This window comes from Paraburkholderia sp. J94, assembly GCF_905220285.1.
GTDB classification, from domain to species: Bacteria; Pseudomonadota; Gammaproteobacteria; order Burkholderiales; family Burkholderiaceae; genus Paraburkholderia; species Paraburkholderia tropica_A.
In genome coordinates this window covers 20,589-39,915 of sequence record NZ_CAJMZH010000013.1, presented here as the reverse complement: position 1 = coordinate 39,915, position 19,327 = coordinate 20,589, and the positions used below count along the sequence as shown (strand labels likewise).

The 19,327-nt window shown below is 67.3% G+C and carries 14 protein-coding genes; 4 read left to right on the top strand and 10 right to left on the bottom strand.

The window, feature by feature from the left end:
- Positions 1 to 7: 7 nt before the first annotated feature.
- The 4 genes from U4Y88_RS25905 to ribA all read right to left on the bottom strand — a co-directional run bounded on the left by U4Y88_RS25905 (position 8) and on the right by ribA (position 7,857).
- Positions 8 to 1,078: an OmpA family protein gene (locus U4Y88_RS25905; protein WP_321787306.1), complete on the bottom strand. Its 1,071-nt coding sequence runs from the start codon at positions 1,076 to 1,078 to the stop codon at positions 8 to 10.
- 125 nt (positions 1,079 to 1,203) lie between these two features.
- Positions 1,204 to 5,670 (bottom strand): ESPR-type extended signal peptide-containing protein, encoded by a 4,467-nt coding sequence (locus U4Y88_RS25900; protein WP_321787305.1) that lies wholly within the window; start codon positions 5,668 to 5,670, stop codon positions 1,204 to 1,206.
- 512 nt (positions 5,671 to 6,182) lie between these two features.
- Positions 6,183 to 7,145: an SH3 domain-containing protein gene (locus U4Y88_RS25895; protein ID WP_321787303.1), complete on the bottom strand. Its 963-nt coding sequence runs from the start codon at positions 7,143 to 7,145 to the stop codon at positions 6,183 to 6,185.
- A gap of 64 nt (positions 7,146 to 7,209) precedes the next feature.
- Complete coding sequence (ribA, locus tag U4Y88_RS25890) at positions 7,210 to 7,857, bottom strand: GTP cyclohydrolase II (RefSeq protein ID WP_224014639.1); 648 nt, start codon at positions 7,855 to 7,857, stop codon at positions 7,210 to 7,212.
- Positions 7,858 to 8,243: 386 nt separating this feature from the next.
- Between ribA and U4Y88_RS25885 the strand changes: the two genes are divergently transcribed.
- Positions 8,244 to 8,687, top strand: a complete 444-nt coding sequence (locus U4Y88_RS25885) for a CBS domain-containing protein (RefSeq protein ID WP_224014637.1) — start codon at positions 8,244 to 8,246, stop codon at positions 8,685 to 8,687.
- Between the two features lie 306 nt (positions 8,688 to 8,993).
- Here U4Y88_RS25885 and U4Y88_RS25880 read toward each other — a convergent pair whose 3' ends face one another.
- The 5 genes from U4Y88_RS25880 to U4Y88_RS25860 form a co-directional block, all read right to left on the bottom strand.
- Positions 8,994 to 9,338 (bottom strand): DUF4148 domain-containing protein, encoded by a 345-nt coding sequence (locus tag U4Y88_RS25880; RefSeq protein ID WP_224014635.1) that lies wholly within the window; start codon positions 9,336 to 9,338, stop codon positions 8,994 to 8,996.
- Between the two features lie 206 nt (positions 9,339 to 9,544).
- The gene (locus tag U4Y88_RS25875; protein ID WP_321787301.1) at positions 9,545 to 10,207 is read right to left on the bottom strand and encodes a DNA-3-methyladenine glycosylase; all 663 of its coding nucleotides are present in this window, start codon (positions 10,205 to 10,207) and stop codon (positions 9,545 to 9,547) included.
- The gene (locus U4Y88_RS25870; protein ID WP_321787300.1) at positions 10,204 to 11,547 is read right to left on the bottom strand and encodes a cytochrome c; all 1,344 of its coding nucleotides are present in this window, start codon (positions 11,545 to 11,547) and stop codon (positions 10,204 to 10,206) included. The genes U4Y88_RS25875 and U4Y88_RS25870 overlap by 4 nt, the downstream gene beginning before the upstream one ends.
- 13 nt (positions 11,548 to 11,560) lie before the next feature.
- A complete protein-coding gene (locus tag U4Y88_RS25865; RefSeq protein WP_321787298.1) occupies positions 11,561 to 13,807 on the bottom strand; it encodes a xanthine dehydrogenase family protein molybdopterin-binding subunit in 2,247 nt (748 codons plus the stop codon).
- 1 nt (position 13,808) lies between these two features.
- Positions 13,809 to 14,264 (bottom strand): (2Fe-2S)-binding protein, encoded by a 456-nt coding sequence (locus U4Y88_RS25860; protein ID WP_224014628.1) that lies wholly within the window; start codon positions 14,262 to 14,264, stop codon positions 13,809 to 13,811.
- 333 nt (positions 14,265 to 14,597) lie between these two features.
- Between U4Y88_RS25860 and U4Y88_RS25855 the strand changes: the two genes are divergently transcribed.
- Positions 14,598 to 14,990: a hypothetical protein gene (locus U4Y88_RS25855; protein WP_321787296.1), complete on the top strand. Its 393-nt coding sequence runs from the start codon at positions 14,598 to 14,600 to the stop codon at positions 14,988 to 14,990.
- A 36-nt stretch (positions 14,991 to 15,026) separates the two neighbouring features.
- Here the strand turns inward: U4Y88_RS25855 and prpR are convergent, their stop codons facing one another.
- Complete coding sequence (prpR, locus tag U4Y88_RS25850; protein ID WP_321787294.1) at positions 15,027 to 17,006, bottom strand: propionate catabolism operon regulatory protein PrpR; 1,980 nt, start codon at positions 17,004 to 17,006, stop codon at positions 15,027 to 15,029.
- Between the two features lie 200 nt (positions 17,007 to 17,206).
- Between prpR and prpB the strand changes: the two genes are divergently transcribed.
- Both prpB and prpC read left to right on the top strand, forming a co-directional pair.
- On the top strand, positions 17,207 to 18,097 hold the full coding sequence (prpB, locus tag U4Y88_RS25845) for a methylisocitrate lyase (RefSeq protein ID WP_321787292.1): 891 nt from the start codon (positions 17,207 to 17,209) through the stop codon (positions 18,095 to 18,097).
- A 55-nt stretch (positions 18,098 to 18,152) separates the two neighbouring features.
- On the top strand, positions 18,153 to 19,319 hold the full coding sequence (prpC, locus tag U4Y88_RS25840; RefSeq protein WP_321787290.1) for a 2-methylcitrate synthase: 1,167 nt from the start codon (positions 18,153 to 18,155) through the stop codon (positions 19,317 to 19,319).
- The last annotated feature ends 8 nt before the right edge of the window (positions 19,320 to 19,327 follow it).

Sequence of the window (19,327 nt, the reverse complement as noted above, 5' to 3'; positions counted from 1 at the left end):
GCGCGACTTACTTCGCGGCGGCTTGTCCGCCCGCAGACGTGCGCGCGAGCGAAATCTCGACACGGCGATTGGGCGCCAGACAGGCGATCAGCGCCTCACGATTGCGCTCATTGCACTGGACGAGCGGATTCGCCTTGCCGCGCCCGACCGCGCTGACCGCGACGCTCGCCGCGCCCCGATCGCGCAGATAAGCGGCGACGGTTTCCGCGCGTTGCCGCGACAGACGCTGGTTGTAGCTATCGCTGCCGAGCCGGTCGGTATAGCCCTCCGCGCGGATGGCCGTGACGTCGCCACTCTCGGCGATATCGCGCGCCAGCGTGTCGAGACTCGCGCGCCCCTGCGGCAACAGGCCATTGAGATCGCCGCGATCGAAACGGAACAGCGTGTCGGTCGGCAGCGTGATGTTGTTCGGCAGTGACGGCGGCTCGACACGCGGCGGCGGCTGACACGCGTTCAGGACCGCAGGCAGGTCGGCGATCTTGCGCTGCACTTCGTCGACGCGCTGCGCGCTCGCGTCGAACGAGCGCGTCCAGGCCTCGTGACCCGCGTGCATCAGTTCGACTTCGGCGCAGGCCACGCGCTCCTGCGCGGGCTGACACGAGGCGAACACCGGCGACGATTTCGCCGCCAGCAACCGCTGCCACAGATCGGGCCGCACGATGGCCGCGGTGCGCAGCTTCGGATTCTCGACGGTTGCCTGCCCGCGCCCTTCAAGCGCGCCGATCAACTGGTCGGCCTGACGCGCCGCCTCTTCGACGAATCCCCAATGGTTGTATTGCGTATGCTCCTCGCGCGCGGCGTAGATCCAGCACTGCGCCTTCGCGCCGAAATAGCCGGCTTGCTTCGGGCCGAGCGCCTGAAGGCGGCGTTGCTCGTCGTCGAGTTGCGCACGGCCGATGCTGCCCGGATACGTGGCAACCCAGGCGTCGGTGGCCGCGCCGGCTTGCTCGCTCTGCGACGTTCGCAGCCCGTCTTCGAGCACGGTGGGGTCCTGAACCTGCAGGGAATCGCGCGTCGCTTGCGACGCGCATCCGGCGAGCACGGCTGACGCCGCAATCGCCATGGCGATGGTTTTCATGTTGGTTGTTGCCCATGGAAAGGGCCGCACGGTTCGCCCGTGCGGTTGGAGCGTGCGGGGCGTGCCGCGTGAGGTGCGCGGCCGGCATTGCGCCGGCCGCGCCGCCAGGATCGCTGCCCGCTGCGTCAACCGCCGAACACGATGCCAAGACCCGCACGGACGATGGTGCTGTTGCCGCCCGCCGACGAGACGCCGAGGTTGTAGTTGACGCTGCCCTTCTCGTTCCAGCGCGACACGCCGATACCGATTGCCGCCTGACCGCGATACGCCGCGACGCCCGCGTTCATGGTCGTGCGCCCGGGCAGATACGGTGTAACGACGTTGAGCGCCGAGGCCGCCGCGATGCCGCGCCGCGCGTCGCGGTCGACGTCGTCGATCCGGCTGTTGACGCCGCCGAGCGAACTGTTGAGCTGGCCCAGATTGACCGCGTCGGTAGGCGCCGTGCCGTTCGCGACATTGGTGATCTGCCGCTCGTTGCCGATGCTGCCCACCGACACCGAGTTGGCGCGGTCGGCCACCGAGTTCGCGCCGAGCGCCACCGAATTCGCGCCGTTGGCATGCGCCTGATCGCCGATCGCCGTCGATGAGGTGCCGCTCGCGACCGCGCCCCCGCCGACCGCCAGCGTGTTCGAACCGCTGGCCGTGGCGGCGCCGTTCGGCGAGTTCACGGCCACATACATCGTGGCGCTCGTGGCCACGTTCTGCACGGCCTGCTCGATGCTCGCGACCTGCATATTGGTCGCGAAAAGCTGCGAGCCGGTAACGGCGTCGGTGCTGCTCGCGCTCAGCACGGCGTCGGCGAGATTCGTGAGTTTTACAGCCGCGCCCGTGCCACCCAGCGTGACCGAGTCGTGCGCCGACGAGTCGTACTGCACAGCGTTCGCGACCGAGCCCGCGATGTTGGTGACCGACTTCTGCAGATTCGTGATGTCGGTGGTGTTTTGCGTGACGCGGCCGTCGAGGTTCGTGAGCGCCGAGCCGACGTTGTTGATGGTCGTGCCGCCGATCGTGTAGGACGGCGCGGCGAGCGAGCCGTCCGGCGCCACGCTCGCGCCGCCGCCCAGCGCTGCCGCCGTATTCGCGATGCTGGCATAGAGTTGCTGGCCGTTGACCGCCTCCGAGCTCGTCGCATTGACCGCGCCCGCCGCGACGCCCGTGAGCGTGCGGTTACCCGCCGTGCCCGCGAAATTGACGACCGTGCCGTTGGTGTTTGCGCCGACGTTGATCGCGCGGCTGGTGGTGTCTTGCGTGACGAGGTCGATGCCCGAATCCGAAATCTTCTGCTGCAGCGAAGTCAGCCCGGTATCGAGCGTGTCGAGCGCGCTGCCGACGGTGTTCTGCGTGCCGCCCTGCACGTGATAGGCGGGCGCGACGATGCTGCCGTCCGACGCGAGCCCCGCGCCGCCGCCAAGCGTGCCGGCGAGCGCGCGCAACTGCCCGGCGTTCACTGCATCGCCGGACGCCGAGCCCGCCGCAAGGTTCGTGATCTTCGTGCCGTTGACGCCGCCGAGCGTGACGGTTGCGCGCGAGGTGTCGTCGTAGGCGACGAAGCTGTTCGTGAAGTTGCCGCTGCCGTCCACGTCGAGGCCTGCGGCCTTCAACTGGCCGAGGTTGACCGCGTCGCGGTCCGCCTTGCCGTTGGCCACGTTCGACAGCACCGTGCCGTCCGGGCCGCCGTCGAAGGTGACGCGCGTGTGTGCGGACGTGTCGTATTTCACGCCGTCCACCGAGCCCGTAGCCGCCGCGCTTTCGACTGCCTTCAGCGCGGTGCCGACGTCGGAGTATGTCGTGCCGCCGAGCACGTAGCTCGGTCCGCTCAGCGAGCCGTCGGTGTTGACGCCCGCGCCGCCGCCGAGGGCCGTGGCCGCGCTGCTGGAAACGCCGTAGAGTTGCGCGCCGTTCACGGCGTCGCTGCTGCCTGCCGCAATGTTGCCCGCCGCGAGATTCGTGATACGCGTGCCGCTCGCGCCGCCCAGCGTGATCTGCGACTTCGTGATGTCGTCGTAGGCGACGAAGGCATTCGTGACGTTGCCGCTGCCATCCACATCGAGACCTGCCGACTTCAACTGACCGAGGTTGACCGCGTCGCGGTCCGCCGCGCCGTTGGCCACGTTCGACAGCACCGTGCCGTCCGCGCCGCCATCGAAGGTGACACGCGTGTGTGCGGACGTGTCGTACTTCACACCATCCACGGAACCCGTAGCCGCCGCGCTCTCGACTGCCTTCAGCGCCGTGCCGACGTCGGAGTATGTCGTGCCGCCGAGCACGTAGCTCGGCCCGCTCAGCGAGCCGTCGGTCTTGACGCCCGCGCCACCGCCGAGGGCCGTAGCCGTGCTGCTGGAAACGCCGTAGAGTTGCGCGCCGTTCACCGCGTCGGTGCTTCCCACTGCAATGTTGCCCGCCGCGAGATTCGTGATGCGCGTGCCGCTCGCGCCAGCCAGCGTGACCTGCGACTTCGTGGCGTCGTCGTAGGCGACGAAGGCGTTCGTCACGTTGCCGCTGCCATCTACATCGAGGCCCGCCGACTTCAACTGGCCGACATTGACCGCGTCGCGGTCCGCCGCACCATTGGCCACGTTCGACAGCACCGTGCCGTCCGTGCCGCCGTCGAACGTGACACGCGTATGCGCGGACGTGTCATATTTCACGCCATCCACCGAACCCGTAGCCGCCGCGCTCTCGACTGCCTTCAGCGCAGTTCCAACGTCAGAGTATGTCGTGCCGCCGAGCACATAGCTCGGTCCGCTCAGCGAACCGTCGGTCTTGACGCCCGCGCCGCCGCCCAGGGCCGTGGCCGCGCTACTGGAAACGCCGTAGAGTTGCGCGCCGTTCACCGCATCGCTGCTGCCCGCCGCAACGTTGCCCGCCGCGAGATTCGTAATGCGTGTGCCACTCGCGCCAGCCAGCGTGACCTGCGATTTCGTGGCATCGTCGTACGCGACGAAGGCGTTCGTCACGTTGCCGCTGCCGTCCACATCGAGACCCGCCGACTTCAACTGGCCGACATTGACCGCGTCGCGGTCCGCCGCGCCATTGGCCACGTTCGACAGCACCGTGCCATCCGTGCCGCCGTCGAAGGTGACGCGCGTGTGCGCGGACGTGTCGTACTTCACACCGTCAACAGAACCCGTTGCCGCCGTGGCCTCGACCGCTTTCAGCGCCGTGCCGACGTCGGAATACGTCGTGCCGCCGAGCACGTAGCTCGGTCCGCTCAGTGAACCGTCGGTGTTGACGCCCGCGCCGCCGCCCAGGGCCGTGGCCGCGCTACTGGAAACACCATAGAGTTGCGAGCCATTCACGGCGTCGCTGCTGCCCACCGCAACGTTGCCCGCCGCGAGATTCGTGATGCGTGTGCCACTCGCGCCAGCCAGCGTGACGTGCGATTTCGTGGCGTCGTCATAGGCGACGAAGGCATTCGTGACGTTGCCGCTGCCGTCCACATCGAGACCTGCCGCCTTCAACTGCCCGACATTGACCGCGTCGCGATTCGCCGCGCCGTTGGCCACGTTCGACAGCACCGTGCCGTCCGTGCCGCCGTCGAAGGTGATGCGCGTATGCGCGGACGTGTCGTATTTCACACCGTCCGTCGAACCTGTGATGGCCGTGTTCTCCACGGCCTTCAGTGCCGTGCCCACGTCGCTATAGGTCTGGTTGCCCAGCACATAGCCCGGCGCCGTGACCGAACCGTCGCTGTTCACCGCCGCGCCGCCGCCCAGCGCGCCCGTCACGCTCTTGAGCTGCGCGACGTTCACGGCGTCCGTGTCGCCCTGGCCCGCCGCCATGTTCACGATACGGCGCGTGTTTGCCTTGCTCGGCAGCGTGGCGGCGTTATTGTCCGCGTCGACGACAACGTGCGTTTGCGTGCCGTCGCTGCCGACCGAGACGGTGTTGGCCTGATTGGCCACCGAGCCCGCACCGAGCGCCACCGAATCGGTTGCATTCGCGAGCGACTGCACACCCAGCGCCATGCTCGTGTTCGCCGAGGTTTGCGCGTTCGAGCCCATGGCGATACTGCCGTCGCCGCCCACGCGCGCCATGTCGGTCGGCCCCGTTGAGCCCGAGGCGTTGGCAATGCCCTTGATCTGCGTGTACCAGGCAGCGGTCTTGAATACCATGTTCAAGGAGGACGCCTCGACGCCCGAACCGGCGCCTGCCGCCATTAGCGAGACCCCTTGCGGCGCGGCTGCGGCCATCACGACCGGACTCGCGGAAGCCATGGAAACCGTGGAAGCCGACGCTGCGCCCGTGCTTTGCACACCCAGCGACGCAAGCAGCAAGGCGTTCTGCGCTTCGAGCGCGGTGGCGGTGGCAGTGGCGGGCGTGCTAACGTACGCACCGGGATTCGCCGTGCCGCCCGCAGTGGCGCCCTGATCGTTCGCCGCATTGCCGGAGAGCGAGGCGGCTTCATCCGATGACGTCTGCGCCGCGTTCGCGGCAAGCGCGACACCGCCGAACCCAAGCAACGCCACGGCCTGCGCCGCGCTCAGCACGCTCGCCCTCATGCCGCCCTTCCCCTGACCGCGGGCGTTTTCCTGCACCGCCACCCACGCGCCAGCCGACTCGTTCCACACAGATCGATAAGCCTTGTTCATACGCTTCCTTGGTCGTTTCAATGGGGCCGGCATGGAACGGACCCAATCGGGCCACGCCATGCCTTGTTACTTCGGAATCCAAACTTTTTAGTTGCGACTTGCCCGCCCACGACGAATCGACGCGTGCCCGACAAGCTCATTCTTGCTTCAGTTGATGCTGGAAATCAGCTAGCCGAATGGCTAATCTCGCTGACACCTTGACCGGCACGCGACAATTGCCGATGACGCACGGCGACGGAATCGTCAATGAATCGGCAACGACCCGGCCACTCAATGCATCGCATACCTGATCGATTTATCTCGAACTCCGACAGCAAGCGATTTCGTGAATCGCTGGCGTACGGAGTTGAAAAATCGCCCGTTTAAGGTATTCGGACTGACTCGGGCGCGACACACGAAAACTCTTAAATTCTCTTTACCGAGCTAAAAATTGTGTGATTCATCTGAGCGCACGCCAAAGAAAAACGGGCGCTCCTAAAGAGCGCCCGTGGCATTGAGATTCCGATTGCGGATCAGTTTTGCTTGCGTTCGTCGCCGTGGCCGCCGCCCTGGCCGGACGGATGACCGCCTTGCGGCGCTTCGGGCCGGCCATGTTCGGCGGGCGGCGCAGGCGGACGCGCGCCACCCTGCGGCGGACCACCGGAACCCGGCCCGCGATTGAACGCGGGCTCGGGCGCGTGGCCCGCATTGGGCTGCTGCATCTGCGGACGCGGCGTTTCGGCGGGACGCGGCGCTTGCTGCGGCATCTGCTGCGGGGCGCGCGGGGCTTCGGCGGGACGCGGCGCCTGTTGAGGCGCGCGCGGCGCTTCGGTGCGCTCCCCGCCGTTCATGGGCGGACGGCCGGCATTCGGCGGCGGCGCGGCGTTGCCCGGCGCACGCGCATTGCCTGGCGGCGGACCGCCTTGCGGACGGCCAGCGCCCTCAGGCATGCCGCCCGGCGGCCTTGCGCCCGGCGGCGGACCGCCATTCCCGGGCGGACGGCCCCCGCCACCCTGCGGCGGCGGCAATGGCCGCGCCGGGCCGCCGTGCCAGTTCGGCGCAGGCGGACGCGCGCCATAGCCCGGCGGCGGCGCATGCGTCCAGCGCTCGCGCTCGCCGTACCACGGACGGTCGCGATAAAAGCTGCCCCAATAGGCGCCGATGGAAAACGTCACGATCGGCAGGCCGATGGCCGCGCCGTAGCCGGCGAGCGGCACATAGCCGCCCTGATAGGGATAGGTCAGATAGCCGCCGTACACCCAGCCGCGCACGCCCTCGGCGCCGATGTCGCACCAGGAGTAATCGCTCACACAGCCGAATACGACGACCGGCACGCTCGGCCCGAGTTCGCTGACGACGGGATAGTCGCCGGACGGCCCCGCATAGAGATCGACCGGCTCGCTGGTGTAGGCCTGCGACTGCGCCTCGACGCCGGGCGCCGCGAGCGCGAGGCCGGCGGCCACGCACAACGCCATCTTCATTGGAATGGTGGACATGCTCCCCCCTTTTTGTTTCGACTCATGCGTGGGGCAGAGCATATTCCGTTCCCGGCGTGGGGCCTTACTCGTTTTCCTCGAAGTAATGGCCGAACTTCACCTGCTTCGTGCGGATGTAGCGCTCGTTTTCCTCGCGCATCGGGATCGCCAGCGCGACGCGCTCGATCACGGGAATGCCGTGCTTCGAGAGCGTGTCGAACTTGTGCGGATTGTTGCTCATCAGGCGCACCGAGGTGACGTTGAGCAGACGCAGGATCGCCGCCGCCGAATCGTACTCGCGCGCGTCGTCGGGCAGGCCGAGGTCGAGGTTGGCTTCGACCGTGTCGCGGCCCTGCTGTTGCAGCTGGTACGCGCGGATCTTGTTCGACAGGCCGATGCCGCGCCCTTCGTGCCCACGCAGATACAGCAGCACGCCACGGCCTTCCGCCGCGATGTAGCGCAGCGCGAGGTCGAGCTGCTCGCCGCAGTCGCAGCGGTAGGAACCGAACACGTCGCCGGTCAGACATTCGGAATGCAGGCGGGCGAGCACCGGCTCGCCGCTCCCCACGTCGCCCATCACGAGCGCGCAATGCTCGGCGCCGCCGTCCTTCACCCGATAGACGTAGGACTCAAAGGTGCCGTAACGGGTCGGCAGCGTGGCGCTCGCGTCAAGCACGACGCATTCGTTGGCGTTGTCGCCGTCCGCGCAGGACGGCTCTTGAAGCGTAGGCATGATCTGGAACAGAGGTCTGGCAAAAACCGGCGCGAAGCCGGATTGAAGTTAGGAACCGGAGTGTACCGCCATTTGCGACGCGCCGCGCCGCACGGCCTCGCAGGCCCTGGGAAGCGTCCGCTCATACACCGGCTCGTCCGTGCGGACGGAAGCACGGATGGAAGCACGGACCAAAGCGCGCGCGAACGCGATCCGCCGCGCATCGACGGAGGGCCGCAGGGCGGCCGGACGCACACTTCGCGCATACCCCGACGGCTCCGCCGCGCCCATCCGCCTATACTGGAGTGGCTTTCATGGCTTTCGACGAAGGCACGCACGGCGCGCCCCTCTCGCCGCGCCGCACCAGGCAATGACCGAAGACAAGAAGGACGAACTGGAGTCGCCCTATGACGAGCGTTGCACAGGTACTCAAATCCAAGCCCGAACAAGTGGTCTACACGATCGCAGCGGGCGATTCCGTCTACGATGCCATCCGCCTGATGGCCGAAAAACAGATCGGCGCCCTGGTCGTCACCGACGGCCCCGACATCGTCGGCATCGTCACGGAGCGCGATTACGCGCGCAAGATCGTGCTGATGGACCGCTCGTCGAAGACCACGGCCGTGCGCGACATCATGACTCCGCACGTGCGTTTCGTGGAGCTCGACCAGACCACCTACGACTGCATGGCGCTGATGACGCAGCGGCGCATGCGCCACCTGCCCGTGATGGCGGGCGGCCGGCTCGTCGGTATGGTGTCGATCGGCGACCTCGTGAAAGAGATCATCGCCGAGCAGCAGTTCACCATCGAGCAACTCGAGCACTACATCACCGGCGGTCCTGGCGCCTGACGTCGGACACCGCCCGCCTCCGCGCAGCAAAAAAAGCCCAATCCTTCTCGGGTTGGGCATAAGCCACCTTGCGGCGGCGGAGGTTCCACGCATGAAAAACGCGTGATCGCTCACGGGCCGGCGCGGCCGCGTTGTCGCGCCGCGCCGGCTCGCCGGATGGGGTGCTGGACGGTTATCCCGTCATCGGACCTGGCGCCTGACCGCACGCCGGACGGTGCCCGGCGGTGCGGTATGGCGTGCTGAACGGCTCACGCCGGCACATCGACACAATCTCGCCTTGGCGAGATTCGGTCTCAGTGACCGATCTTAGTTACCGAAATAAATCGATTGCGACGGCGCGGCGTGTGCCGGTTGACCCGACTGCGTCGAGCCTGCGGGCGCGCCGCCATAGCTGGTGTCGGCGACCGGCTGCTGGGTCTGGGCCACGTCTTGCTGCTGCGCGACGCGCGCTTCGGCGGCCTGGATGTCACGCGGATACGCGGCGTCGTTCGCGGTCGCCGGGTTATAGCCCGCCTGCTCGACCTGGATCAGTTCCTGACGGACTTCGGCGCGCGTCATCGGCGCGTTGGTCTGGCTTTGGGCGAACGAGAGCGCCGGAGCGGCGAGGAGCGCGGCAACGGCCGCGGCTTGAATCAGGGTACGGGTATTCATGATCACTAACCTCCATCACTTGTTTTGAGGTCGGCGTTCGCCGACCGGTGACTTCAGTTTATTGAGACTAGAGATCAGGGCAAATACCTATTTCCCCAAAATACAGTTTCGTTCTCGACAACAATACAAAGCGCGCAATAATCGCTGAAAACAGGGTGGAATCGTTCATTCACACCCTAATTTACCGTCCCACTTCCCGCCCCATTTCAAGCCGATGCGAGCAGCTTGCGCGGCCCGCTCACGAACGGGCTGCCGACAACGTAAAACCGCAGCGGCCGATCGATTTCACGCGAAAGCCCGATGCGCGTCGTCGTACCGATAACGAGCGACGCGTCGTTCGCCGCAGGCTCCCGATCGCGTCCGATCCACAAGCCCTCGCCGCCGCACAGATCGACTCCGTCGAACGCCGCGCCCACGCCGAATGCCTGCGTGAGCCGCCCCGGCCCGCGCGCGAGTTCTCGCAGTGGCGCGCCGGCCCGTCGCGCCGCCATCGACGCCAGCCCGTCGAGCGGCTCCACCGCGCGAAACAGCACGCCCGCGCCGACGCCCGCCTGCTCGCTCGCCATGTTGAGCATCCACGACACGCCATACGTGAGCCGCACATAAGCGTGTCCGCGCGCGAGAAACAGCGACGCGTTCCAGCCGCGCGGACCGATGAACGCGTGCCCCGTCGAGTCGCCGACCGGATAAGCCTCCACTTCCACGAGGCGTCCGCTCACGCGGCCCTCGGGCAGATCGTGGACCAGATACTTGCCGACCATGAAACGCGCGAGCGCGACGGTATCGACAGGCAATTCGTCGCGCGCGAGCGCCACGATGGACCGCGCGGGCGGCGCGCCATCGCTGGCTCCGCCCGCGCGCCGCGTCACCGCGCCGCCTCGCTCGACTGCGTCGCGCTACGCAGCTTCGCGACATCCGCCGCGCTCACCGTGCCTTGCTTGTTGTTCCAGCCCGTGCGGATAAAGCTCAGCACGTCGGCGATCTGCTGGTCGTTGAGCTGGTCGCGATACGCGGGCATCGGATACGGCGCGGGCACGCCCTGAATCACGAGGTCGCCCGTGCCGTTGAGCGTGACGTTGATGAGCGACGACGCGTCCTTCTCCAGCACGTTCGGATTGCCCGCCAGCGGCGCGAACATCGGCGCGAAACCGCGTCCGTCGGCGCCGTGGCAGTGCATGCAGAACGCCGTGTAGACGCGCGCGCCCGCATCGTTCGCGGGCCGTCCGAGCGACACCTTGGTCGCCTGCGGATCGTACGCATAGGCGGGCGCGCCGTCGCCGCCCGCGGGCGGCAGCGACTTCAGATACGCGGACATCGCCTGCACGTCCGCATCGTTCATGGCCTGGGTGCTGTTGTTGATGACGCTCGTCATCGCGCCGAACGCCGACGCGTGCTGGTTCGCGCCCGTCTTGAGGAACTGCGCGAGATCGGCCTCGCTCCAGCGCCCGAGCCCGGTGTTGTGCTCGCCCGTCAGGTTCGACGCGTACCAGTTGTCGAGCAGCGCGCCCGTGAGGAACGCGTTGCCGCTTTCGTCGAGCGCCTGCTCGTTGAAGCCGACGCCGCGCGGCGTATGGCACGAGCCGCAATGGCCGAGCCCTTGCACGAGATACGCGCCGCGATTCCATGCGGCGTCCTTGCCCGGCTTGTCCTGGTACGGGCCTTTCTTGAGGAAGAACACGTTCCAGATCTTGAGCGGCCAGCGCATGTTCAACGGCCACTTGATGTCGCTGTCGCGATTGGCCTGCTTGACGGGCTGCACGCCATGCATGAAGTACGCGTAGAGCGCGGCCACGTCGTCGTCGCGGACCTTCGCGTAGGACGGGTACGGCATCGCCGGATAGAGATTGTGGCCGTCCTTCGCCACGCCCTCGCGCAGCGCGCGCGCGAAATCGTCCTGCGTGTAGCCGCCGATGCCCGTGTCCGGGTCGGGCGTGATGTTGGTCGTGTAGATGTGGCCGAGCGGCGTGCTCATCGGCAAGCCGCCCGCGAACGGCTTGCCGTGCGGCGCAGTGTGGCAGGCCGCGCAGTCGCCGGCTGCGGCGAGGTAGGCGCCGCGCTGGATCAAGGCCTGATCGGCGGACGTTGTGGAACTGGCCGGGTCCTGCGCATGCGCGAACTGCGGAACGACTGCGCACGCCAAAGCGGCAAAGGCCACGCGCACGGCGGCGCGCGCGACGGACAGCATCGAGGCGGTCTGGATCGTTTTCATCGTTATCGCCTCCTTAAGCCGTTTTCGTGTTCATGAGCTGACGGCCCACCGGCAGCTTGCGCAGCCGCGTGCCGGTCGCCGCGTAGATCGCGTTCGTGACCGCGGGCGCGAGCGCCGCCGTGCCCGGTTCGCCGATCCCGCCCGGCGCTTCCGTGCTCGGCACGATATGCACCTCGATCACGGGCGATTCGTCGATGCGCAGCATCCGGTAATCGGTGAAATTGGTCTGCGTGACGCGGCCGCGCTCGATCGTGATCTCGCCATACAGCGCCGCCGTGATGCCGAACACGATGCCGCCCTGCACCTGCGCTTCGATCGTGGTCGGGTTCACGACCATGCCGCAATCGACGGCCGCGACCACGCGGTTCACGCGCACCTCACCGTTCGTCACGGTCACGTCGGCGACCATCGCGAAGAAGCTGCCGAACGCATGCATCACCGAGACGCCGCGCCCTTGCCCCTTCGGCATCGGCGGCCCCCAGTTGGCGGCGCGCGTGGCGACGTCGAGCACGCCCAGCGCGCGCGGCGACTTGCCGAGCAGATTGCGCCGGTAGGTGACCGGATCGGTCTTCGCGGCCGCCGCGCATTCGTCGACGAAACTCTCCACCACGAAGGTGCCGCGCGTCGGGCCGACGCCGCGCCAGAACGCGGTCGGCACCGTATGCGGCTCCTGGCGCACGTATTCGATCAGCTGGTTCGGCAGGTCATAAGGCAGATCGACGGCCACTTCCACGGCGTCGGGATCGATACCGTTCTTGAACGCGGGCGGCGCGAAGCGCGCCATGATCGACGAGCCGACGATGCGGTGCTGCCACGCCGCCGGCTTGCCGTTCGCGTCGAGCCCGGCCGAGATGCGGTCGTAGTAATACGGCCGGTACATGTCGTGCTGAATGTCCTCCTCGCGCGTCCAGAACACCTTGACCGGCGTGTTGACCTGCTTGCCGACCTTGAGCGCCTGGGTGATCGCGTCGACTTCCAGACGACGACCGAAACCGCCGCCGAGCAGATGGTTGTGCAGCACGATCTGCTCGGGCTTGAGACCGGTGACGGCCACGCCCGCATCGACCGCGCGCGTGGGCACCTGGGTGCCGACCCAGATCTCGCAGGCGTCGGCGCGCACGTGCACGGTGCAGTTGATCGGCTCCATCGTGGCGTGCGCGAGGAACGGCTGCTCGTACACGGCGTCGACGCGCGTCTTCGCGCCGCCGAACGCCTGCTGCACGTCGCCGTCCTTGCGCGCGACCGCGCCGGGCTGCTGCTGCGCCGCATTCGCGAGTTCGCCGACGATCTGCTGCATCGACAGATTCGCCGCCGCGCCTTCGTTCCATTCGATCACAAGCGCCGCCGCGCCGCGCTTCGCGGCCCACGTGTGCGCGCCGATCACGGCCACGCCGTTGTCGATCTTGACGATCTGCGTGACGCCCGGAATCTTGCGCGCATGCGTGTCGTCGACGCGTACGAGCGTGCCGCCGAACACCGGGCAATTGACGATGGCGGCGTAGACCATGCCGGGCAGCCGCACGTCGAGGCCGAACAGCGCCGAACCGTCCACTTTCTCGGGCGAGTCGAGGCGTTTCGTCGGCTTGCCGATCAGCGTGAATTCCTTCGGGCTCTTGAGCGCCACGTTCTGCGGCGCGGGCAGCTTCGCGGCGGCGTCCACGAGTTCGCCATAGGACGCGCGACGCCCGCTCGCGTCGTGCAGCACCTGGCCGCTTTTCGCGTGGCAACTGGCCGGATCGACCTGCCATTGCTGCGCCGCCGCCGCGATCAGCGCGGCGCGCGCGGTCGCGCCCGCCTGGCGCATCGGCTCCCACGCGTAGCGGATCGAGGTCGAGCCGCCCGTGAGCTGGCCGCCGAGCAGCGGATCGGTGAAGCGCTTCGCGTCGGGCGGCGCGTGATCGAGCGTCACGCTGTCGAGCGGCACTTCGAGTTCCTCGGCGATCAGCATCGGGATCGACGTGTACACGCCTTGCCCCATCTCCACCTTCGGGATGATCAGCGTGACCTTGCCCGCGCGGTCGATCTGGATGAACGCGTTCGGCTCGAACACGCCCGCTTGCGGCGTCTCGTTACCGTCGCCGCCGACCACCGAGCGGCGCGCGGCGCTTTCGCCCTGCGCGCCCGCCGAAAAACTGAAGCCGAGCAGCAGGCCGCCGCCCGCCGCCGCGCCGAGCTTGAGAAACGCGCGGCGGGAAACCTGCGATTGACCGGCGTGCGCGCGCGCCGCGCCGTTTTGCGCGTCGAGAAGACCTTGTGACATCTCAGGCCTCCTTCGCGGCTTGTTTGATCGCCGCGCGGATGCGGCTATAGGTGCCGCAGCGGCAGATGTTGCCGGTCATGGCGGCATCGATGTCGGCGTCGCTCGGGTTCGGATTTTCGGCGAGCAGCGCCGCCGCCGACATCACCTGCCCGGATTGACAGTAGCCGCACTGCACCACGTCGATCTGGCGCCAGGCCTTCTGCACTTTCTGGCCCGAGGGCGTCGCGCCGACGGCTTCGATCGTGGTGATCTTGCGGCCTTCGAGCGCCGCGACGGGCAGCACGCACGAGCGCACCGCGACGCCGTCGAGATGCACGGTGCAGGCGCCGCATTGCGCGATGCCACAGCCGAATTTCGTGCCGGTCAGGCCGACGATGTCGCGCAACACCCAAAGCAGCGGCATGTCGGGCGGCGCGTCGATCGTGTGGGTCTCGCCGTTGATGGTCAACGTCGTCATGGGGCGGCTCTCCGGTGTGGGGATTTGTCGGTTCTTGTCGATCAATCGAAGGCCTTACGCACGCGTTGTTCCGCATGCCGTGCAAATCGCGCGGACGGCGCACGGACAGCACGCCAAAGGGCCAGTCGAGGATGGGCGGAGTGTAGCGCCGACTTTAAATACGTGCTGACAAGCGAGCCGCAGACGCGTGAAAACCGCCATCGGCATGCAGGCACCCACGCATGCGCGCCGCATGGTAACGACGCGCGCGCGGCCCTTGCGCTACCATCGACAGATTCAAGATTGCGACGGCGCCTGCGCGCCGCGTCGCCCACTTTCGAAGGAGCCGCCACGATGGACGAAGCCCGCGCGATTCAATTTCTCAACGAGATCCGCAAGCCCCTGCTCACGCTGCACAAGGCGATCCTCGACCACGAGCGCGCCGAGTACGAGCGCGAGTTCGGCGCGACCACGCCCGCGGCCTTCCTGCAGGCGCTGATCAACGGCACGGGCTATCGCTGGCTGATGCCGCTCTCGACGGTGATCGCCAACGTCGACGAAACGCTCGACGCCAAGGACGCCAAGCCCGAAGACCGCCTGGGCGCGGTGGAAGGCGTGTCCGCTTTGTTTACGGGCGAGGAATCGAAGGAGTTTTTCGAGCGCTATCAGGCGCTGCTGCAAAAGAGCCCTGAAGTGCTGCATCTGCACGGCGCGGTCGCGCAACTGCTCAACGGCATCAAGAACTGAGACCGAGGCCGCGCCGCGCGCGGCCTGCTTGAGCACCTACTTCGCGGCCCGCAAACGCCGCCACAGCGTGGTCTTGCTGATGCCTAGCAGCTCGCACACGCGCTCGCGGTCGCCGCCGCAGGCGTCGAGCGCCGCGCGTATTTCTTCGGCCTGCGCGTTCAGGGTGCGTTCGCGCAGTGTCGTCGGCGCGTCGCCGGATTCAGGCGGCGTCTCTTGCGGTACTTCACGCGACGCCTCGCGCGGCGCAACGAACACCTCCGGCGCAATCGCGCGCAGCACTTCGGGCGTCAGCACGTCCACATCGGAATCCGCGAGTTCCACCACGATCCGCTCGACCACGTTCTGCAACTCGCGCACGTTGCCGGGCCACGCATGGCGTTCGAGCGCGCCGCCGATCGGCGCGAGCGCGCGCGCCGCATCGTCCTGCGTGCGAATCCTCAGCGCCACGCGCGGTTCGCGCCGCGCCGATTGCAGCAGCAATTCGGCGGCGAGCGGCTCGATATCGGCGCGCCGCTCGCGCAGCGGCGGAATCGCCAGATTCAGAATGTTCAGCCGATAAAACAGGTCCGCGCGAAACTCGCCGCTCTCGATCTGCTCGGTGAGCGCGCGATGCGTGGCGGCCACCACGCGCACGTCGACGCGCGTCGGTTCCGTCGCGCCCAGCCGCACCACTTCGCGCTCCTGCAACACGCGCAGCAACCGGCTCTGCAAGGGCAAAGGCATCTCGCCGATCTCGTCGAGAAACAGCGTGCCGCGATGCGCCGCTTCGATCAGCCCGACCTTGCCGCCGCGCCGCGCGCCCGTGAACGCACCCTCCTCGTAGCCGAACAGCTCGCTCTCCAGCAATGCCTCGGGAAACGCGCCGCAATTGATCGCGACGAACGGGAAATCGCGCCGCGCGCTTTCGCGATGCAAGCCCTGCGCGACCATCTCCTTGCCGGTGCCGCTTTCGCCGCGAATCAGCACGGTCGCATCCGATTTCGCGTAACGCTGCGCCAGTTGCCGCACGCGCGCGATGCCGGGCGTCGCGCCGCTCAGATCGGCGATACGCCAGCGCGCCACGAACTGCTGCGTGCGCTGCCGCGAGCGCAGCGTGCGGTCGAGCCGCTCCACCGCGCGCGATTCCTGAAACGTGAGCACCGCGCCCGTGGTCACGCCGTTGTCGACGAGCGGCCCGCGATGCACGACATAACTCACGCCGCGCACGGTTTCGAGCGATTCGCCGTCGGCGTCGGGCAGCGTGAAGGCGATGTCGGGCGCGAGCGCGGCGAGCGGCTGGCCCGCCGCCGTCGCAGGATCGATGCCGAGCACGCCCGCGAGGCGCTGGTTGATCGCCTCCACGCGGCCGCGCGCGTCGAGCGCAACCACGCCATCGCGCAGATGCTGCAACACGCTGTCGAGCCGCTGACGCCGCTGCGTCTCGCGCCACGTGGCCTGCACGACTTCGAGCGCGTTATCGAACGCCGCATGCACGGACGAGCGCGAATAGACGAAGAACGGCACGAGCCCGAGCCGCGCCGCGAGATCGTTGACGAGACCCGGCCCGACCACCGCGCCCACGCCGCGGTCGCGCAGATCGAGCACACAGGCCTCGGCGTCCTGCACGGTGCGGTACGAGGCGAACACCACGTCGATGCCATAGGCGCTCGCGAAACGCCGCACCTCGCTGGGCGTCTCGCCGTAGGTGACGAGCGCGACCAGATCGGCTTCGCGGCGCGCGCGGGCGAGCGCCTGCATCACGTCGAAACCGGTGGGCTGCACGAGCACGACGGGCAGATCGACGCGCGTCTTGAGATACGTGCCGTTCGAGCCCGCCGCGACCACTACGTCGGGACGCTGGCTCGGCCCGGCGGCGGCGATCTCGGCGGCGGCTTCCTCGAAGCCGCGCGGCACCACGCGCAGGTCGGCGCGGTCGTCGTATTCGCGCGCGATGTCGCGGAACAGGTCGCGCAGGCGGCTGATGCCCATCGCCCAGACGCGCGGGCGGAATTCGGATGGCGTGGGGAAGCGGTTCATGATGTCACGGCGGGTCGTTTCACGCGGTTCCGTTCATTATTGCGCTTCGATTTCAAATTTGAAATCGACATTTCACTTGCGAAATCGGGGCGTGAGCGACATGCGCCGCGATCCAGCGCAAAATCAACGCGTTAGCGGCGCCGCTTCGCGCTGGCACGGTCTGTGCAGTAGTAGCCCCCGTTCCTTCGGAGACTCAACACATGAACAGCAAAACCCCTTCGAGCGCCGGCGCGAAATTCCGCGCGGCCGTGGCCAACGAACACCCGCTGCAAGTCGTCGGCGCGATCACCGCCTACGCGGCGAAGCTCGCCGAGCAAACCGGCTTCAAGGCCGTCTATCTTTCCGGCGGCGGCGTGGCCGCGAACTCGCTGGGCGTGCCCGACCTCGGCATCAGCACGATGGACGACGTGCTGATCGACGCGCGCCGCATCACCGACGCGGTCGACATTCCGCTGATGGTGGACATCGACACGGGCTGGGGCGGCGCCTTCAACATCGCGCGCACGATCAAGTCCTTCATCAAGGCGGGCGTCGCGGCCGTGCACCTGGAAGACCAGGTGGGCCAGAAGCGCTGCGGCCATCGTCCGGGCAAGGAAGTCGTCTCGACCGACGAAATGGTCGACCGCGTGAAGGCCGCCGTGGACGCGCGCACCGACGACCAGTTCGTCATCATGGCGCGCACCGACGCAGCCGCCGTGGAAGGCATCGACGCCGCCATCGAGCGCGCGATCGCCTACGTGGAAGCGGGCGCGGACATGATCTTCCCGGAAGCGATGAAGACGCTCGACGACTACCGCCGCTTCCGCGCGGCCGTGAAGGTGCCGATCCTCGCGAATTTGACCGAGTTCGGCTCGACGCCGTTTTTCACGACCGACGAACTCAATAGCGCGAACGTGGACATCGCGCTCTACTGCTGCGGCGCGTATCGTGCAATGAACGCGGCGGCGCTGAACTTCTACGAGACGGTCAAGCGCGACGGCACGCAAAAAGCCGCCGTGTCGACCATGCAGACGCGCGAGGACCTCTACAAGTACCTCGGCTATCACGCTTACGAAGACAAGCTCGACGCGCTGTTCGCCGCGAAGAAGTAAGCGGTCCGCATCGAAACCCAGATCATTCGAGACATTCAGAAAAGAGGAAGACATCATGAGCGAAACGGACAACACCACGCAGGCCGCAGGCGGTTTCAAGCCCAAGAAGTCGGTCGCGCTGTCGGGCGTCGCGGCGGGCAACACGGCGCTGTGCACGGTCGGCCGCACCGGCAACGACCTGCACTATCGCGGCTACGACATTCTCGATCTCGCCACCGCGTGCGAGTTCGAGGAAGTCGCGTATCTGCTGGTGCACGGCAAGCTGCCGAACACGGCCGAACTGACCGCGTACAAGACGAAGCTCAAGGCGCTGCGCGGCCTGCCCGCGAACGTGAAGGCGGCGCTCGAATGGGTGCCCGCCTCCGCGCATCCGATGGACGTGATGCGCACGGGCGTGTCGGTGCTCGGCACGGTGCTGCCCGAGAAGGACGATCACAACCTGCCGGGCGCGCGCGATATCGCCGACCGCCTGATGGCCTCGCTCGGTTCGATGCTGCTGTACTGGTATCACTATTCGCACAACGGCAAGCGCATCGAAGTGGAAACCGACGACGACTCGATCGGGGGCCATTTCCTGCATCTGCTGCACGGCGTGGAGCCGTCGAAGTCGTGGGTCGACGCGATGCACGTTTCGCTCAACCTCTACGCCGAACACGAGTTCAACGCTTCGACCTTCACGGGCCGCGTGATCGCGGGCACGGGCGCGGACATCTACTCGGCCATCACGGGCGCGATCGGCGCGCTGCGCGGTCCGAAGCACGGCGGTGCGAACGAAGTGGCGTTCGAGATCCAGTCGCGCTATGAAGACCCCGATCAGGCGGAAGCCGACATTCGCGCGCGCGTCGAGAAGAAGGAAGTCGTGATCGGCTTCGGCCATCCGGTCTATACGATCTCGGACCCGCGCAACAAGGTGATCAAGGAAGTCGCGAAGAAGCTCTCGAAAGAGCAGTCGAATCTCAAGCTGTTCGATATCGCCGAGCGCCTCGAATCGACGATGTGGGACGTCAAGAAGATGTTCCCGAACCTCGACTGGTTCAGCGCCGTTTCGTATCACATGATGGGCGTGCCGACCGCGATGTTCACGCCGCTGTTCGTGATCGCGCGTACCGCCGGCTGGAGCGCGCACATCATCGAGCAGCGCATCGACAACAAGATCATCCGCCCGAGCGCCAACTACACGGGCCCGGAAAACCTGAAGTTCGTGCCGATCGGCAAGCGCTGAGCCGCGCT